The sequence below is a fragment of the Paenibacillus sp. NPDC057967 genome, assembly GCF_042887015.1.
Lineage (GTDB): Bacteria > Bacillota > Bacilli > Paenibacillales > Paenibacillaceae > Pristimantibacillus.
On record NZ_JBHVQB010000005.1, the window covers coordinates 135290 to 149695 of the forward strand.

Genomic DNA, 14406 nt, shown 5'->3' on the forward strand with positions numbered 1-14406 from the left:
TCCTCCCAGGATTGAGATGTCAAAAGTATTTACATCTTTTCCCTGAGGGAGTGATTGTATGCGGAATTCGGGGGTGAGAGGGGATAATCTGATGATGAACGATCCTTTATTACCATAGCTCCAACTGTCCGCCTGGCTCATGCCGTTCGATCAGCGACGGGTCGTCGTTGCGTACATTGCCTACGGCGGGGCTGACGGGATAGGCTTCAAGCTGATCCGAAGGATAGGGCTTCAGCAGCGAGGTTAGCAAAGCGATGTTCTGCTTCTCGCGACCCAGCCAGACCGCTTCCTGCTCCGGAGTCAGGATGACGGGCATCCGGTCGTGGATAGGCGCGACGACTTCATTGGGCGTAGTGGTCAGAATGGTGCAGGTGCTGATCCGCTCGCCGCCCGGGGATGTCCATGTCTCGTATAGGCCGGCGAGGCTGAATACAGATCCGGTTTTGAGCCTGATACGCATAGGCTGCTTGCCGCGTGCGGTCGCTTGCCACTCGTAGAAGCTGTCTGCGGGGAGAAGGCATCTTTTTTTCTGAAAAGCGCTCTTGTACGCCGGCTTCGAAGCGGCTGTCTCGGCACGCGCATTGATCATCGTATAGCCGACCTTTGGATCATCCGCCCATGAAGGGACGAAGCCCCACTTCAGCTCGCCCAGCCGGTTGCGGCTGCCGTCGTTAATAATCGCCAGCACATGCTGGCCTGGGGCGACATTGTATTTGGGCTTATGAAAGGGGACGTTCGTCTCCTCGATCATGTACCTCACCATTAATTCCTCCAGCGTAATGGTTACCGTATAGCGTCCGCACATGTCTGTGTCCTCCTTGGAACGGAACTTGTCCTCTTCATTATATCTTTCTCATTCGGCTCTTGCGAGAAGCAAGCCGTCACTCTCGCGCATACGGTACGGTATGTGTGTTCCGCTCGGTATGAGGTGCCAATCATTCGCGGATAATGGTAAGAGCGGTTTTTTTGGAAGGAGGAGCAGTGGATGGAGGAGGAGAAGAAGCCCGGGAGCGAAGATCGGGATGAGCGAGCCGGGCTCGGCGGATGGCTCGGGCATCTGCTGTCGCTGCCCGGCGAAGCGCTGGCTTATGCGACGGGAAAGTGGAAGGCGATGAGCGCGTCCAGCGATATGCTGGAATCGGCGGAGCCGCTAAAGCTATCGCCTGCTGCTGTCGCCCGGTTGAAGGAAGTATGGACGAAGCAGCTTGCATCCGGGCATGCCGACGGCGAGAAGGGACATGGCGCTGTAGACGGCACTCCTTGGACAGCCGATGAGCAGATGCTTATTGAGCGGATTCGGACAGAGACGGCAGAGGCGAACCGCAACAATGTGACGAGGACGGAAGCTTACCGTAATATGTACTTCCGTACCCCGGAGCTGCATTGGGCGCTGCTGGCTCATCTCGTATCCCGCAACGGCGGGTGGAATATGACCGACCTTCAAGGGGAATGGCTGCCGCGGCTGCTCACGGAGGAGCAGCGGCGCGACGTCTTCCTCTTCCTGGAGCGCGCGAACGCGCTGATCTTCCAGGATGCGTATCCGCAGCTTCTCCTGTACCAGTGGAGCCGGGTCTTGGGACGCAGCCTGTTCCATCTGCTGCCGGCCTTTGGCGTATCGAAGTTTATGCTTCCGGTATGGAAGCTGTTTTGGCGTGAAAAGGATTCTGCTTTGCTGACCACAGCCCTTATTGTGAATGAGCAGCATTATATCGAGAGCCGCGTCGTACGGAACGAATATTACGAGAAGCGCGTGCTTCATACGTTGTTCTTCGGCCTTCAGTCGTTGCTGCAGCTGAACGGCGTGCTCTTTCCTTACGGGAGCGGCGGCGGGAAAGAGGCTTGCGATGGGGAGAATGGCGATGGGCTCCAGCTTGCGGGGCTTATTCTGGAGGACTTCCGCGACATTCAGGAGCGTATTGAATTCGGGAAACGCCTCTATGCAATGCTCTTCGGCGTTCCCCGCGTCTTCGACGGGGCCAGATGCTTCGCGGCTGCGGTGAAGCATAGCGGCTCGCGCAGCGACTATGCCGCCTTGCTGTATGAGGATGTGCGGCATGAACCGCCCCGCCGCATCTATGAGGAGAAGCTGCTGGGCGGGCGGCTGAAGAAGGGCGCTTCGCGTATCTATAGCCCTTCGTTGCAAGCAGCTTGGAAGGATCATCCCGTCGAACCTGCGGAGCAGGGGGACTGGTTTCATAGCGTGGATGCGGTCCTTCCTTACTTCCGCGAGCTTCCGTTGCCCCGCAACTTCGAGCTCACAAATGAATACGGGCTGATGCTGAGCAAGCTGGAGCTTGCTGTTCTGGCGGTTCAGCGGGGTGAATCGCCTGTGCCAGGCGAAGGAATTAGCAAGGAAGGTACGCAGCCGTCTTCATAATGGTGCAGCCGCGGTCCGGTGGGATCGCGGCTGCTTGGTTTTTAGATTTATTGGTGTACGGCAAGGGGTTTTGTGCGGATTCATGGCACATAGTCGAACACGTGACATGCTTGCTCTTATGTTGTGGGTTGCAGTTGCATTTCGATGCCGCCATGCAATGGAGCCTACTGCTTCTCCAGCGCGGCACCCTCGATATCTCCAATCGGGAACCACTCGCCGTCAACCATGAAACGGCACTTCAGCTCGTCGACGCGGTCGACGATGCCGATGACGGTCAGCAGCTCGACGGGGTGGAACAGCCGCACGGCAATAGGCTGCCGTCTGAGCAGTGATTCCGAGACGACCCGCGAGACATGCTCCCACTCCTGTTCGTCCAGCTCGATTCGCTGGCGCCGCTTGAGTGATTCCGAATGGTCGTTGATTGCCGTCTTATGCTCCGGCAGCATCATGCGGCTGGATTCCCATAGTCCGTTGCCTTCAAGCTTCTTCCTCATTTGTAATGTCCTCCGATCTTTCTGGAACGATCCTTCGCTTGGCCGACGTCAGTGGCCGAGACCGCCCTTACGATACTGGCATCGCCATACTTGCGTTTGATGGCGTCCGTTGCCTTCTCCAGCGCCATCCATTTCTCGCGGTCTGGCTCGAACAGCGACAGCTGGTATTCATCGTCCGCGGCGAATTGGGACAGGCTGATGCCTACCTTGCGGACGGGCAGTCCGTCCCAGTGCCGCTTCAGCAGCTGGACGGCATAGCGGTATACCTGATTCGTCACGTTAGTTGGATCGTCCATCTTCATCTGGCGGCTGAAGCCGCTTGGCTTGCTGTAATCGGCGCCCATACAGGCGACTGATACGACATGTCCCATGTAGCTCTTGCTGCGGCAGCGCTGGCAGACAAGCTCAGTCAGCTCCAGCAGCACGACTTTGATCTCCTCCAGGCTTCCGTAGTCCCGCGGAAGAGTCATCATATGACCGATCGTTGTCGGGGCTGTCTCATGCGTGCCAGGCGTAACGGGGCTGTCATCGAGACCGTTCGCGATCCGCCAGTACAGCTCCGCGTTAATATCGGAGTTGCGGCCGAATTTGCGGCGCATAAGCGTCTTCAGCTTCTCCAGCGGCGTCGCGGCGAGCTGGCCGATCGTCTCCAGCCCCATCGCGTTGAAATGCCGGGTCATGCGGCTTCCCGCCATAAACATCTTTGCTACGGGCAGTGTCCACAGCGTGGTGGCGAGCTTATCTGATGTAAGCGTGTAGATGCCTGAATCGTTCTTCTTGGCGTAATTGTCGCAGGCCGTCTTTGCCAGAATCTTGTTCGGCCCGATGCCGAAGCGGGTGTAGATGCCCGTCTCCTCCTGGATACGCTTCTGGATGAGTGCGGCCAGCTCGTCGGCGGAGCCGTACAGATGGAGGGAGCCGGTCACGTCTAGAAATTGCTCGTCGACGGAATAAGGCTCGACGAGGTCTGTGTACGATTGATAAATGCGTGTAATCATGAGCGAAATGTCAATATACAGCGCCATGCGCGGCTGTACGATGACCAGGTCCGGGCACTTGGCGAGTGAATCGCCCAGCCTCTCGGCCGTTGTGACACCGTACTTCTTGGCGATGGGGCAGGCTGCCAATATGATGCCGGAGCGACGCTTCGGGTCACCCGCTACGACGAGCGGCCGGTCAAGGTATTCCGGATGCTCCGCCTTCTCGACGGAAGCGTAGAATGATTGGCAGTCGGCCAGCATGATTACTCTGTCGCGAGCCATGCTTGTTGCCTCCCTATCCCTTAATAATGCGAATGTATGTTCTCTATATGATATGCTTATTATATACAGAACATACGATCGTGTGCTATCTTTTTTTAAGTGGTTATTATTGACAACGACGCAAAGCGGCGTCCCCTCTGCATTGGAGAAGAATTGCGCAGCATGCAGCCCGTAAAGGTGCATACGGCAGGCTTTCCAACTAATCTCATAGATTTGTATTCATAATCCAGCGGAGTATAATTAAGGGTGGGAAACGTCATTACGAAGGAGCCAGACTGCTGCAGGCGGGCTGATCGGCTGGAGTGAGGTTGTGGGATGAAGCCTTTAAAAAGAACACTTATCGGGGCAGTTATATTATTTTTTATTCTTGTCGCGGGATTGAATTATTGGGATGTGCTGTATGGGCGATATGTCGCGCATTCCTTTTTCAGCAATCTTACAGCTGGCAGTCTGGAGGCAGCTTCGACGAACATACACTTTGGTGAGGAAAATGGGGAGAACAAGCGGGAGCAGAGTGAGGCTAACACGGCTTGGGCCCAGAAAGTCCGGGATCTGCAGGAACAAGGGGTCCACGCTGTTTCTTATAAAAATCTGAGGGTACGAAATGATGACAGCTTGCCGGTCGGGAGAGTCACGCTGACATTTGAGGAGCAGGGGGAACTAAGGGAGTATCAAGTTGTATTTTTCTTCAAAGGAAGTCTGGCCGATTTTGGCATCACAAGGTTTCAGCAAATCGATGAGCCGGCTCAAAGTCCGGAATGGCAAGAAGCGCTCTCAGGCATGTACTAGTATCAAAAAGGCGGCGTTCCCTAAGGAGGACGCCGCCTTTTTGGTATGGCCAGCCCCCTGGCCTGTCCGATAAAAGAAATACAGAGCGGCGCCCCCCTGCGACAGGGAGGACGCCGCTTTTTTCACGAATAGTTCGCGCCGTGTATCAGGTCTTTGCGCTGCTGAAAAACTTCTCGTTGTACACGATGCTGGGATGCTTCGGATTGTAGCTCTGGGCGATGCGGTGATGCTCGATGGCCTTGTCGCGATCACCAAGCCGGTCGTAGCAGACGGTCAGCTGCAGATGGGGCAGCCAGGTCCATGTGGCATTATCCGTGGAGCCCATCATATCCTTCGGCTTCTCCAGTCGCGTCGCCTGCGTGAACCAGTAGATGGCCTGCTGGTAACGTTTCTGCTCCAGGAAGACAGCTCCGAGCTGGCAGCAAAATTCGGCGCGAGGAAGGTCATAATTCAGCGTGCGCAGCAGCGACGCAATATGCCGATCCGGCTGTCCCAGCCGTCCGAAGCAATCGGCTTGTTTCATGCAGGCAGCGATCTCGTCTTCCACCCAGCCAAGTCCCGATACCAGAAACTTCTCATACCAGTCGGCTGACTCCTGAAGACGGCCATGATCGCGAAGCTCATTGGCAAAATAATACTGATCGCGCGGGGAGAACTCCTCTCCGCCCTCCAGACGCTTTAAGTAGATGCGAAGATTGCGGTCGGTATGGCGCCGCTCCTTCCGGTGCGTCACCGCGATATCGCTATGGTAGGTATAGCCCGATACGGCTAGGTATTCATGCACGGGACCGATCCAGCGGAAGCCGCGGCTGCGGCGGACCAGACGGTTTCTTTTCAGGCTGAAGACAGGATTGCCGTTATGGTCAAAGGTCAAATTGTAGTTCATCGTCACGCTGTCATACGGAAGCTCTTCCTTCTCCTTCAGCGCCTTCAGGCGGGCGAGATCCTCCGGCTCTATCACGTCATCGGCATCCAGCCACAGGATGAACGTCTTAGTTGCCTGCTCGAAGCTGTAGTTGCGGGCTGCCGCGAAATTGTCAATCCATTCAAAATCATAAATAAAGGCTCCGAACGAAGCTGCGATCTCCTTGGTCTTGTCTGTCGAGCCGGTATCTACGATGACGATCTCATCCACCGCATCCTTGACGGATGCCAGACAGCGCCCCAGGCTGTCTTCTTCATTGCGGACGATCATGCACAAGCTGATGCTGTTCAAGCTGTCACAACCTTTCCCTCTCTGTTCTTGCTTTTTCGTCAGTACATTGTATTAGCCCGCGCCAGAGTTGGTTACATACATATTCCAAGGGGAATCGAGCCAAAATAGAGGCAACTTGGAAACAGAGGGTGCGACATGACACAAACGAAAAAAACGGCTTTGACGCCGCTTAGTCCTTCGCTGCGGGCCAACGTTCAAGCCGTGAATGCCCGGTTCGGCGGCAGCAGCGATCTCGTCGTCCGCTTGTTCCGCAGCGATGCCGCCCCGGAACGGGAGCTGGGGATGCTGTATATCGAAGGCCTCGTTGACACGGATGTGATTAACGACAGCCTCCTAGCTCCTTTGATGTCGATGAAGCTTCCGCCTCATATGGAGAGAAAAAGCGACCGTCTGGTTGAGGCGCTGCGCACAAGCGTTGTGTCGATAGGCGGCGTGAAGGAAGCCGTAGCGCTGGAGGAAGGACTCCAGCAATTGACGGAGGGCTGGTGCTTGATCTTCATAGATGGAAGCACGGTTGCGCTGATGGCTGCGGTGGGCGGTGCCAAAGAGAGGGCGATCGGCATCCCGCAGACGCAGACGGTCATCCGGGGGCCGCAGCGCGGGTTCGTGGAGGAATTGGGTACAAATATTAGCTTGATCAGACGGATTATCCGCTCGCCGGATCTCCATGTGCAGACGCATAAGATCGGCACGCAGACGCATTCCAACGTAGCTGTACTGTATCTTCATGGGGTTGCGGATCAAGGCATTGTGAAGGAAGTGTACCGGAGGCTTGCCGCAATTGATCTTGACGGCATTCTGGAGAGCGGCTATATCGAAGAGTACATTCAGGACGAGACCTTCACGATGTTCCCGACGCTGCTGAATTCAGAGCGGCCGGATTCCGTTGCGGCAGGGCTGCTGGAGGGAAGAGTGGCCGTTCTCGTCGATGGGACCCCTATTGCACTGGTTGCTCCGACCACGTTCTTCAGCTTCTTTCAGTCTCCAGAAGACTACTACCAGCGGTTCGACATCGCTTCATTCGTGCGCATGATCCGCTATGCGGCCTATGTCATGTCCATGCTGCTGCCTGCCCTGTATATCGCGGTTACAACCTTTCATCAGGAGATGCTGCCGACGACACTGCTGATCAGCCTCGCTGCGCAGCGGGAGGGGGTGCCGTTCCCTGGACTTGTCGAAGCGCTGATTATGGAAATGACTTTCGAGGTGCTGAGGGAGGCGGGGCTTCGCATGCCCCGCGCGATCGGCCCCGCGATCTCGATCGTCGGAGCGCTCGTGCTGGGACAGTCGGCGGTGCAGGCGGGAATCGTCTCTGCGGGCATGGTCATCGTGGTATCGTTCACCGCGATCTCCAACTTCGTGATGCCGGAGAACAATATGGCGGCAACCTCCCGCATTATCCGCTTCGGCATTATGATTATGGCGGGCATGCTCGGCTTCTTCGGCATCTTTATTTCAGTGTTGTTCGTGCTGGTCCATCTGGTGTCGCTGCGTTCTTTCGGTGTTCCCTACATGTCGCCGATTGCTCCGGGAGCCAAGAACAGCGGCTTGTGGCGGGACGTATTCGTCCGTGTGCCATGGTGGTCCATCGTACTGAGGCCGCTTGATATGAAGCTGCGCAATCCGAGGCGGCAGAAAAGCGGGAGAAGGCCTCCCGCCCAGCGCCATTGAAGGAAAACCTTGACGGGAGGCAGACGGATGAAAGCAATTCGGATTCTGCTGTTAGGCTCGCTGCTTCTGCTCCAGACGGGCTGCTGGAATAGAGTCGAGCTGAACGATATTGCCATCATATCCGCCACGGGAGTGGACTGGGAGAACGGGAAGTGGGTGCTGACCAACCAGGTTGTTATCCCCAAGGCCATCTCTGGCCAGGCAGGCGGCGGGCGGACGGCAACGGTGAATGTGTTTTCTTCGACAGGAGACAACTTCCGCATTGCAATTAGCAAGGCGAGCCAGGAGTCGTCCAGGCGGCTGTATTTCTCGCATAATCAGATTGTGATTATCGGTCAGGAAGCGGCGAGAAAAGGAATCGGACCGCTTCTGGAGGCTTATCTGCGCAATCACGACTCCCGGGAGACGGTGGATGTGTTTCTCTCCAAAAGCACGGCCAGGCTGATGCTGGAGCAGCTTATTCCGCTGGAGCAAATTCCGGGAGCGGCCATTCAGCGGATGATTGTCAATGAAGAGATAAACAGCTCGTCCTACAGGCAAATGACGATCCATCACGTGCTCATGGACTTGCTCGGGCATACCAAAGCGACAAGCATACCGGGTCTTGCGCTGGCTGGCTCCGGAGAGAGCACGGACAGGGTTGATACGCTGAGCCAGACATCGACGCCATCTAAGGTGCGGCTCAGCGAGCTTGGCCTTGTCTACGGGGACAAGCTTGTAGGGTGGATTAACGACGAACAAAGCAAAGGCGTCATGTGGCTGACCAACCATGTAGACAAGACAACGGTTTCGTTCGCCTGCTCTGTCGGGGGCAAGGGCAGGGAGGGCTCTTCAGCGAGAATCCTCCACTCCTCTACCAAATTTAAGCCGCTGCAGCGGGGCGACAAATGGGTCATGAAGATAGATATTGCGGCGCAAGGCACGCTGCTGGAATACGATTGTGGCGGCGACTTGATGAAGCCGGTGGAAGTGTGGGAGGTCGAGCGGCTTGTCGAGGAGCGAATCGCTGCGATTGTAATGAATGGCTGGGAAGCGGTTCGCAAGCACAAGGTAGATGTGCTCGGCTTCGGTACACAGATTTATAAGCAGCATCCTAAAGCTTGGAAACCCTTGGAGAGCCGCTGGAAGGAAGAATTTCCGCGAATGGAGGTTGAACTGAACGTGAACATGAAGCTGAGCTCTACAGGCATGAGCGGCAAAAGCTTCAAGGAAGCGCAGAAGAAGCCGGGGGCATAATCCGCGACATATGTCTTGATTGCGAAGGAGGGGAAGATTCGTTATGCAGCAGCAACAGCAACAGTTCGGCAAATACCAGCTGGCGATTCTCATTATCGTATTTCTGATCGGCAGTACGCCGCTCTTCGAATTGGGCATCACGGCGAAGCAGGATGCCTGGATCGCTATGCTGGTTGCAGCCTTCGCGGGGCTGCTGCTGACCGTTATCTATCTTCGTATTCATAAACGCGCTCCGAACGCCGGACTCGGAGATTTGTACAAATATCATTTTGGTCGCTATATTGGCGGCTTCATTGCAATTGTCCATGCGATCTGGCTCTCCTACGAATCGATGCGGAATGTCCGCGACGTAGGCGAGCTGACGACGATGGCGCTGCTCAACTTTACGCCCAAATGGATCGTTATGCTGCTCATATTGGCGGTGGCGGCTTATACGGCAAGCAAAGGAGTCGAAGTGCTGGTCCGCATCATCCAACTGCTGTTTCCAGTTGTCCTGTTCAGCTATTTCCTTGTCATCTTGCTTGTTTTCTTCAGTGGACTGGTCAAGGTGAACCAGTTGTTGCCGATTATGGAGAACGGGCCGATGCCCATTCTAAAAGCGGCTTTTCCGAATCTGCTGTCGTTTCCCTTTGCCCAGATGGTCGTCTTCCTGGTGCTGTTCGGCCATGTAAGCGAGAAGAAATCGATCAGCAAGGTGACCTACTGGTCCCAGATCGGCGTCTCGATCTTTCTGGTATTCATGAATGCCCTCATTCTGTGTGTGCTCGGTCCGGAGCTGGCGGAGCTGACCGCGCTGCCGCTGCTGCATGTGTTGCAGCTTGTCAGGCTCGCTAATTTCCTGGAACGGCTCGATGTCGTGGTGACGCTCCTGTTGTTCATTGGACTATTCGTGAAAATTGCAACCCTATATATTGCCTCCATTCTGATGGCGAGTGAGGCGACGGGGTGGTCTTACCGTACGCTTGTATTCCCGATTGGCGCCCTGATTTATGCCGCTTCTTTCCTGGAGCCGAACAACACCTATCATATCTGGATCGGACTGGACATCACGCTGAAGATTGCGCCATTCTTCCAGATTGCGCTGCCGCTCGCTTTGCTGATGGTAGGAATCCGTAAGAAGTACCGTGGAGCGGCGCTTGGCGGGTCGCAGGGCACATAAGGGAAAAAAAGTCTGGCATTCTGATCGGAGTTTGCTATAATGGATACGTAATTGACGTAACCGAATACGCTCTGGGGAGCTGGATTAGCCGGCTGAGAGGGAATGATCGCATTCCGACCCATATACCTGATCCGGATAATGCCGGCGTAGGAATAGAAGCTATGCTTCTTTTGCAAGACATTCGCTATCATACCTTGTGGTTTTGTAGCGGAGGGGTTTGCGGGGGAAGTGAAGAAATTAGCCGACAACACGACGTCTTCCGATTCCGGGAGGCGTCTTTCTTTTATTCACACGCAGGAGCAGGGACCGGACAAGGCCGAACGTCAATGGGCAAAAAGAGAGCAAGAGGAGAGGGGAAACATCATGTACAGCAGCAAAAAGAAACGTTGGAGCCTTGCGCTCGCGATCCTCGCGATGACGGTGGCGCTTGCCGCATGCGGGGGCGGCAATGGGGGAACGAAGAACAAAAATGCCGATGAAGGCGGAAGCGAAGGAGACAAGCAGCTGCAGAAGGTGCAGGTCGTGCTGGACTGGTCGCCGAATACGAATCATACAGGCCTGTACGTTGCCAGGGATAAAGGTTTCTTCAAGGAGCAGGGCCTCGATGTCGAGATTATTCAGCCAGGCCAGGACGGCGCGGACAAAATGGTCGCTTCCGGCAACGTGCAATTCGGTGTGAGCTATCAGGAGTCCGTCACGATGGCCCGCATTGCGGGCGTGCCGCTTGTGTCCGTCGCGGCGGTTATTCAGCATAACACGTCGGGCTTTGCATCGCCGAAGGAGAAGGGCATCGACTCGCCGAAGAAGTTCGAAGGCAAGCGCTACGGCGGCTGGGGCGCACCTGTGGAGGAAGCGGTGATTGACTCCATCATGCGCGAGGAAGGCGCGGATGTCGGCAAAGTCGACATCATGAGCATTGGCGACAGCGACTTCTTCACGGCTGTCAAACGCGACATCGATTTTGCGTGGATCTACTATGCTTGGACTGGCGTAGAATCAGAGCTGCGCGGCGAAGAGATCAATATGGTGTATTTGACCGATTATAGTGACAAGCTGGACTACTATACGCCGGTATTGGTGACGAGCGAAGAGCTGGTATCGAAGCAGCCGGAGCTGGTCAAGGCGTTCACGGCCGGAGCAGCAGCAGGTTACCAATATACGATCGACAATCCGGAGGACGCAGCGGAAATTCTGATCAAGGCGGAGCCGGACCTTAATCCAGATCTGGTCAGAGCCAGCCAGAAGTGGCTGAGCCCGCGCTATCAGGATGATGCACCGCGCTGGGGCGAGCAGAAGCTGAGCGTATGGAAAAACTATGCCGACTGGATGTTCGAGCGCGGATTGCTGGAGTCGGAGTTGGAAGCGGAGAAGGCGTTCACGAACGAATTTTTGCCAGAGTAAGCGGTATTGAAAGAAAGCTAAGTGAAGGATACAGTTTGAAGTAGATCACTCGCTAAAGCGAAATAGTTGATGACGAAAGGAAAGAGGGATCATATGGCTAACGCACTCGTAAGCATTCAAATCTTGCCGACAACACCTGGAGGAGCCAGCGTGCTTCCTTATGTAGACCGGGCAATCGATATTATAAAAGAATCGGGCGTACCTTATCGCGTCGCTCCATTGGAGACGACGATGGAGGGCGAGCTGAGCAATCTGCTGGCTATCGTGCAGCGCATGAGCGAGGCCATGGCTGAGATGGGTTGCCCGTCGGTCATTTCCCAAGTGAAGATTTATTATAATCCGGAGAACGGCGCCTCCATGGGCCGCTTGCTGGAGAAATATCCAGATGGACAATAAACGGAATCTGTGGTCGCGCGTATGGCCGCCGGCGCTTGTGCTGGGGATTTTAGTTGCCTGCTGGCAGGCAGCGGTTTCCTTTGCACTTGTAAAGGACTGGATGATTCCGTCTCCGGTTGAAGTGGTCAAAGCGGCGTTCTCAAGCAACGTCTGGCCAAGGCTGATGGAGCATACAGGCGCGACGCTTGGCCTTACAGCCATCGGATTCGCAGGGGGAACGGCGGCGGGCTTCGTGCTCGCCGCTTTGCTGCATCTGCTGCCGGGGGTGCGCCGGGGCATTTATCCTCTGCTGATCCTGTCCCAGAACGTGCCGATTGTCATCTTGGGCCCGATTATGACGATGCTGTTCGGCTATGGCCTGCTGCCCAAGGCGCTGCTGGTTATGCTCGTCTGCTTCTTCCCGGTCTGCATTGCGATGCTGGGCGGATTGACGGGTACGGATGAGAGCCTTCGCAATTATATGCGCATGATCGGTAGCGGCAAGTGGACGCTGTTCTGGCGGCTAGAGCTGCCGAGCGCGCTCCAAAGCCTGTTCTCGGGGCTGAAGATCGCAGCCTCTTACAGTGTGCTAAGCGCAACCTTTGCGGAGATGCTGTCGCCTAAGATGGGGCTGGGCGGCTATATGGTACTGTCGACGAGGGGGTATATGCCGGAGCGGGCATTCGCTTCCGCTATTCTGATCGTTATGATTAGCTTAACCTTGTTTGGACTGATTGCGCTTGTAGAGCGGGCGGTTATCCGCTGGCGGCCAGGAAAGGGGGAGGCAGGACGTCATGCTGGAAGTTAAAAATGTAAGCAAGAGCTTTGCCGATGCTCGCGGGACGAAAGACGTGCTGCGGCAGCTGTCTCTTCAAGTGGCTGATGGCGAATTCGTCTCCGTCGTAGGGCCGTCCGGCAGCGGCAAGACGACGCTGTTCGGCGTTATCGGAGGTTTGCAGCAGCCTACGGAAGGCGAAGTGCGAATCGGCGGACAAGCGACGACGGGCGAGACCGGTCATGTCGCCTATATGCCGCAGCAAGCGTCGCTGCTGCCGTGGCGGACAGTCGCGGGCAATATTGAGCTGTCGCTAACGATTGCAGGCGTGGAGAAGCGGAAAGCGAGGGCGGAAGCGCTAGTCTGGCTGGAGCGGATCGGCCTTGCCGAATATGCGGGCGCCTATCCGCATGTGCTGTCCGGCGGCATGCAGCAGCGCGTGTCGTTTCTCAGGGCACTGCTGTCTCCGCAACGACTGATGCTGCTCGACGAGCCGTTCGGCGCGCTTGACGCCTTGACGCGGGAGCATATGCAGAAGTGGCTCTTGTCGATCTGGGAGCAGAATCGCCGCTCCGTGCTGCTGGTTACCCACAGCATCGAGGAAGCCCTGTACCTGTCTGATCGTATTATTGTGCTGTCGGCGTCTCCCGCTGTTATTTTGGATGAAATTACGGTTCCGTTCGACCGCCCGCGCAGGGAAGAGCTGCGCGAGGATGCCAGGTTCATGGAGCTGAGAAGCCGCATCTACCGTCATCTGGCGGAAGGAACGAAGGAGGCGAGCGGGAATGGAAGATAGAGCGAAGCAGGAGCGCGGGAGCAGCGTGATTGATGCGCATATCCATCTCGATCTGTATGAGCCGTCCGAGCTTCATCCCATGCTGGAGGAAGCCTTTCGCAGCGGCGTAGAAGCGGTCGTCGCCGTCTCGATGCATATGGCCTCCTGCAAGGCGAATGAGGAGCTGGCGCGTCAGTATCCGGGTCGTGTGCATCCGGCTTACGGCTTCCATCCGGAGCAGGAGCTGCCGGGGGATGATGAGCGGGAGCTGTTATTGGATGGGATACGTGCTCGGCATGAACGCGGCGAAGCGTTCGCCATCGGTGAAGTAGGCTTGCCCTATTATATGCGTACCGAGAGGGAAGCTGCGGGCGAGAGCTTCGATGAGACGCCGTATATGGAATGGCTGGAGTCGTTCGTGAAGCTGGCTGCCGAGCTTGACAGGCCGATTGTGCTGCATGCTGTCTATGAGGATGCGGATAAGGCTTGCGATTTGCTGCAGCGCCACGGGGTAAGGAAAGCACATTTTCACTGGTTCAAGGGGAGCGCGGAGACGATTGCCCGCATGATCGCATCCGGCTATTACGTCTCGATTACGCCTGATGTGGCATACGAATCAGAGATCATCGAGCTGGTGGAGCGCTATCCGATGGGGCGGCTGATGGCAGAGACAGACGGTCCGTGGCCGTTTGAGGGGCCATATAGCGGGCGTATGACCATACCGGGAATGGCACGAGATGCCGCAGCTGACATTGCCCGAATCAAGGGTTTGGCGTTAGAAGAAGCTGAGGCTATATTGCTCCGCAACACCAAGGAGTTTTACGGAATCGTATAAAGATTGAAGAACGGCCCTTTGTCCATGGCGGACAAAGGGCC

14 protein-coding genes and 1 riboswitch are annotated in these 14406 nt (G+C 56.0%); of the genes, 10 read left to right on the forward strand and 4 right to left on the reverse strand.

Translation table 11 applies throughout. The features are described from left to right. Window positions 1-109 precede the first annotated feature (109 nt). Window positions 110-805, reverse strand: a complete 696-nt coding sequence (locus ACFVSO_RS14190) for an SOS response-associated peptidase (protein ID WP_387474549.1) — start codon at window positions 803-805, stop codon at window positions 110-112. 180 nt (window positions 806-985) lie between these two features. Here ACFVSO_RS14190 and ACFVSO_RS14195 point away from each other — a divergent pair, with 180 nt between their 5' ends. Next, window positions 986-2377 (forward strand): DUF2515 domain-containing protein, encoded by a 1392-nt coding sequence (locus tag ACFVSO_RS14195; protein WP_387474551.1) that lies wholly within the window; start codon window positions 986-988, stop codon window positions 2375-2377. A gap of 164 nt (window positions 2378-2541) precedes the next feature. Here ACFVSO_RS14195 and ACFVSO_RS14200 read toward each other — a convergent pair whose 3' ends face one another. Both ACFVSO_RS14200 and ACFVSO_RS14205 read right to left on the reverse strand, forming a co-directional pair. Then, window positions 2542-2871 (reverse strand): YolD-like family protein, encoded by a 330-nt coding sequence (locus tag ACFVSO_RS14200; protein ID WP_387474553.1) that lies wholly within the window; start codon window positions 2869-2871, stop codon window positions 2542-2544. Further along, window positions 2868-4133, reverse strand: a complete 1266-nt coding sequence (locus ACFVSO_RS14205) for a DNA polymerase IV (protein ID WP_387474555.1) — start codon at window positions 4131-4133, stop codon at window positions 2868-2870. Before ACFVSO_RS14205 ends, ACFVSO_RS14200 begins: the two co-directional genes overlap by 4 nt. A gap of 315 nt (window positions 4134-4448) precedes the next feature. On the opposite strand from ACFVSO_RS14205, the gene ACFVSO_RS14210 reads away from it, so the two are divergent. Continuing rightward, window positions 4449-4922 carry a hypothetical protein gene (locus ACFVSO_RS14210; protein ID WP_387474557.1) on the forward strand — a complete coding sequence of 158 codons (474 nt, stop codon included), beginning with the start codon at window positions 4449-4451 and terminating at the stop codon, window positions 4920-4922. 145 nt (window positions 4923-5067) lie between these two features. On the opposite strand, the gene ACFVSO_RS14215 is transcribed toward ACFVSO_RS14210, so the two are convergent. After that, window positions 5068-6138: a glycosyltransferase gene (locus ACFVSO_RS14215; RefSeq protein WP_387474559.1), complete on the reverse strand. Its 1071-nt coding sequence runs from the start codon at window positions 6136-6138 to the stop codon at window positions 5068-5070. Window positions 6139-6273: 135 nt separating this feature from the next. Between ACFVSO_RS14215 and ACFVSO_RS14220 the strand changes: the two genes are divergently transcribed. From ACFVSO_RS14220 to ACFVSO_RS14255, 8 genes are all read left to right on the forward strand, one after another. Beyond that, window positions 6274-7809 (forward strand): spore germination protein, encoded by a 1536-nt coding sequence (locus tag ACFVSO_RS14220; protein ID WP_387474561.1) that lies wholly within the window; start codon window positions 6274-6276, stop codon window positions 7807-7809. 27 nt (window positions 7810-7836) lie between these two features. Next, a complete protein-coding gene (locus ACFVSO_RS14225) occupies window positions 7837-9045 on the forward strand; it encodes a Ger(x)C family spore germination protein (RefSeq protein ID WP_387474563.1) in 1209 nt (402 codons plus the stop codon). Window positions 9046-9088: 43 nt separating this feature from the next. Further along, window positions 9089-10204, forward strand: a complete 1116-nt coding sequence (locus tag ACFVSO_RS14230; RefSeq protein ID WP_387474565.1) for a GerAB/ArcD/ProY family transporter — start codon at window positions 9089-9091, stop codon at window positions 10202-10204. Between the two features lie 62 nt (window positions 10205-10266). Then, window positions 10267-10374, forward strand: a riboswitch (TPP riboswitch). A gap of 193 nt (window positions 10375-10567) precedes the next feature. Continuing rightward, a complete protein-coding gene (locus tag ACFVSO_RS14235; protein ID WP_387475338.1) occupies window positions 10568-11605 on the forward strand; it encodes an ABC transporter substrate-binding protein in 1038 nt (345 codons plus the stop codon). 93 nt (window positions 11606-11698) lie between these two features. Continuing rightward, complete coding sequence (locus ACFVSO_RS14240; protein ID WP_387474567.1) at window positions 11699-12001, forward strand: thiamine-binding protein; 303 nt, start codon at window positions 11699-11701, stop codon at window positions 11999-12001. Next, the gene (locus ACFVSO_RS14245; RefSeq protein ID WP_387474569.1) at window positions 11991-12788 is read left to right on the forward strand and encodes an ABC transporter permease; all 798 of its coding nucleotides are present in this window, start codon (window positions 11991-11993) and stop codon (window positions 12786-12788) included. The genes ACFVSO_RS14240 and ACFVSO_RS14245 overlap by 11 nt, the downstream gene beginning before the upstream one ends. Next, entirely contained in the window at window positions 12775-13551 is a 777-nt protein-coding gene (locus ACFVSO_RS14250) for an ABC transporter ATP-binding protein (RefSeq protein ID WP_387474571.1), read from the forward strand. The genes ACFVSO_RS14245 and ACFVSO_RS14250 overlap by 14 nt, the downstream gene beginning before the upstream one ends. Continuing rightward, window positions 13541-14365 (forward strand): TatD family hydrolase, encoded by an 825-nt coding sequence (locus ACFVSO_RS14255; RefSeq protein WP_387474573.1) that lies wholly within the window; start codon window positions 13541-13543, stop codon window positions 14363-14365. The genes ACFVSO_RS14250 and ACFVSO_RS14255 overlap by 11 nt, the downstream gene beginning before the upstream one ends. Window positions 14366-14406: the final 41 nt, after the last annotated feature.

What these genes read in the sequence shown, in the direction of transcription:
- ACFVSO_RS14205 (WP_387474555.1), bottom strand. Translation starts at nt 4,133, where the DNA reads ATGGCTCGCGACAGAGTAATCATGCTGGCCGACTGCCAATCATTCTAC.
- ACFVSO_RS14210 (WP_387474557.1), top strand. Translation starts at nt 4,449, where the DNA reads ATGAAGCCTTTAAAAAGAACACTTATCGGGGCAGTTATATTATTTTTT.
- ACFVSO_RS14225 (WP_387474563.1), top strand. Translation starts at nt 7,837, where the DNA reads ATGAAAGCAATTCGGATTCTGCTGTTAGGCTCGCTGCTTCTGCTCCAG.
- ACFVSO_RS14190 (WP_387474549.1), bottom strand. Translation starts at nt 805, where the DNA reads ATGTGCGGACGCTATACGGTAACCATTACGCTGGAGGAATTAATGGTG.
- ACFVSO_RS14245 (WP_387474569.1), top strand. Translation starts at nt 11,991, where the DNA reads ATGGACAATAAACGGAATCTGTGGTCGCGCGTATGGCCGCCGGCGCTT.
- ACFVSO_RS14250 (WP_387474571.1), top strand. Translation starts at nt 12,775, where the DNA reads ATGCTGGAAGTTAAAAATGTAAGCAAGAGCTTTGCCGATGCTCGCGGG.
- ACFVSO_RS14195 (WP_387474551.1), top strand. Translation starts at nt 986, where the DNA reads ATGGAGGAGGAGAAGAAGCCCGGGAGCGAAGATCGGGATGAGCGAGCC.
- ACFVSO_RS14220 (WP_387474561.1), top strand. Translation starts at nt 6,274, where the DNA reads ATGACACAAACGAAAAAAACGGCTTTGACGCCGCTTAGTCCTTCGCTG.
- ACFVSO_RS14240 (WP_387474567.1), top strand. Translation starts at nt 11,699, where the DNA reads ATGGCTAACGCACTCGTAAGCATTCAAATCTTGCCGACAACACCTGGA.
- ACFVSO_RS14235 (WP_387475338.1), top strand. Translation starts at nt 10,568, where the DNA reads ATGTACAGCAGCAAAAAGAAACGTTGGAGCCTTGCGCTCGCGATCCTC.
- ACFVSO_RS14200 (WP_387474553.1), bottom strand. Translation starts at nt 2,871, where the DNA reads ATGAGGAAGAAGCTTGAAGGCAACGGACTATGGGAATCCAGCCGCATG.
- ACFVSO_RS14255 (WP_387474573.1), top strand. Translation starts at nt 13,541, where the DNA reads ATGGAAGATAGAGCGAAGCAGGAGCGCGGGAGCAGCGTGATTGATGCG.
- ACFVSO_RS14230 (WP_387474565.1), top strand. Translation starts at nt 9,089, where the DNA reads ATGCAGCAGCAACAGCAACAGTTCGGCAAATACCAGCTGGCGATTCTC.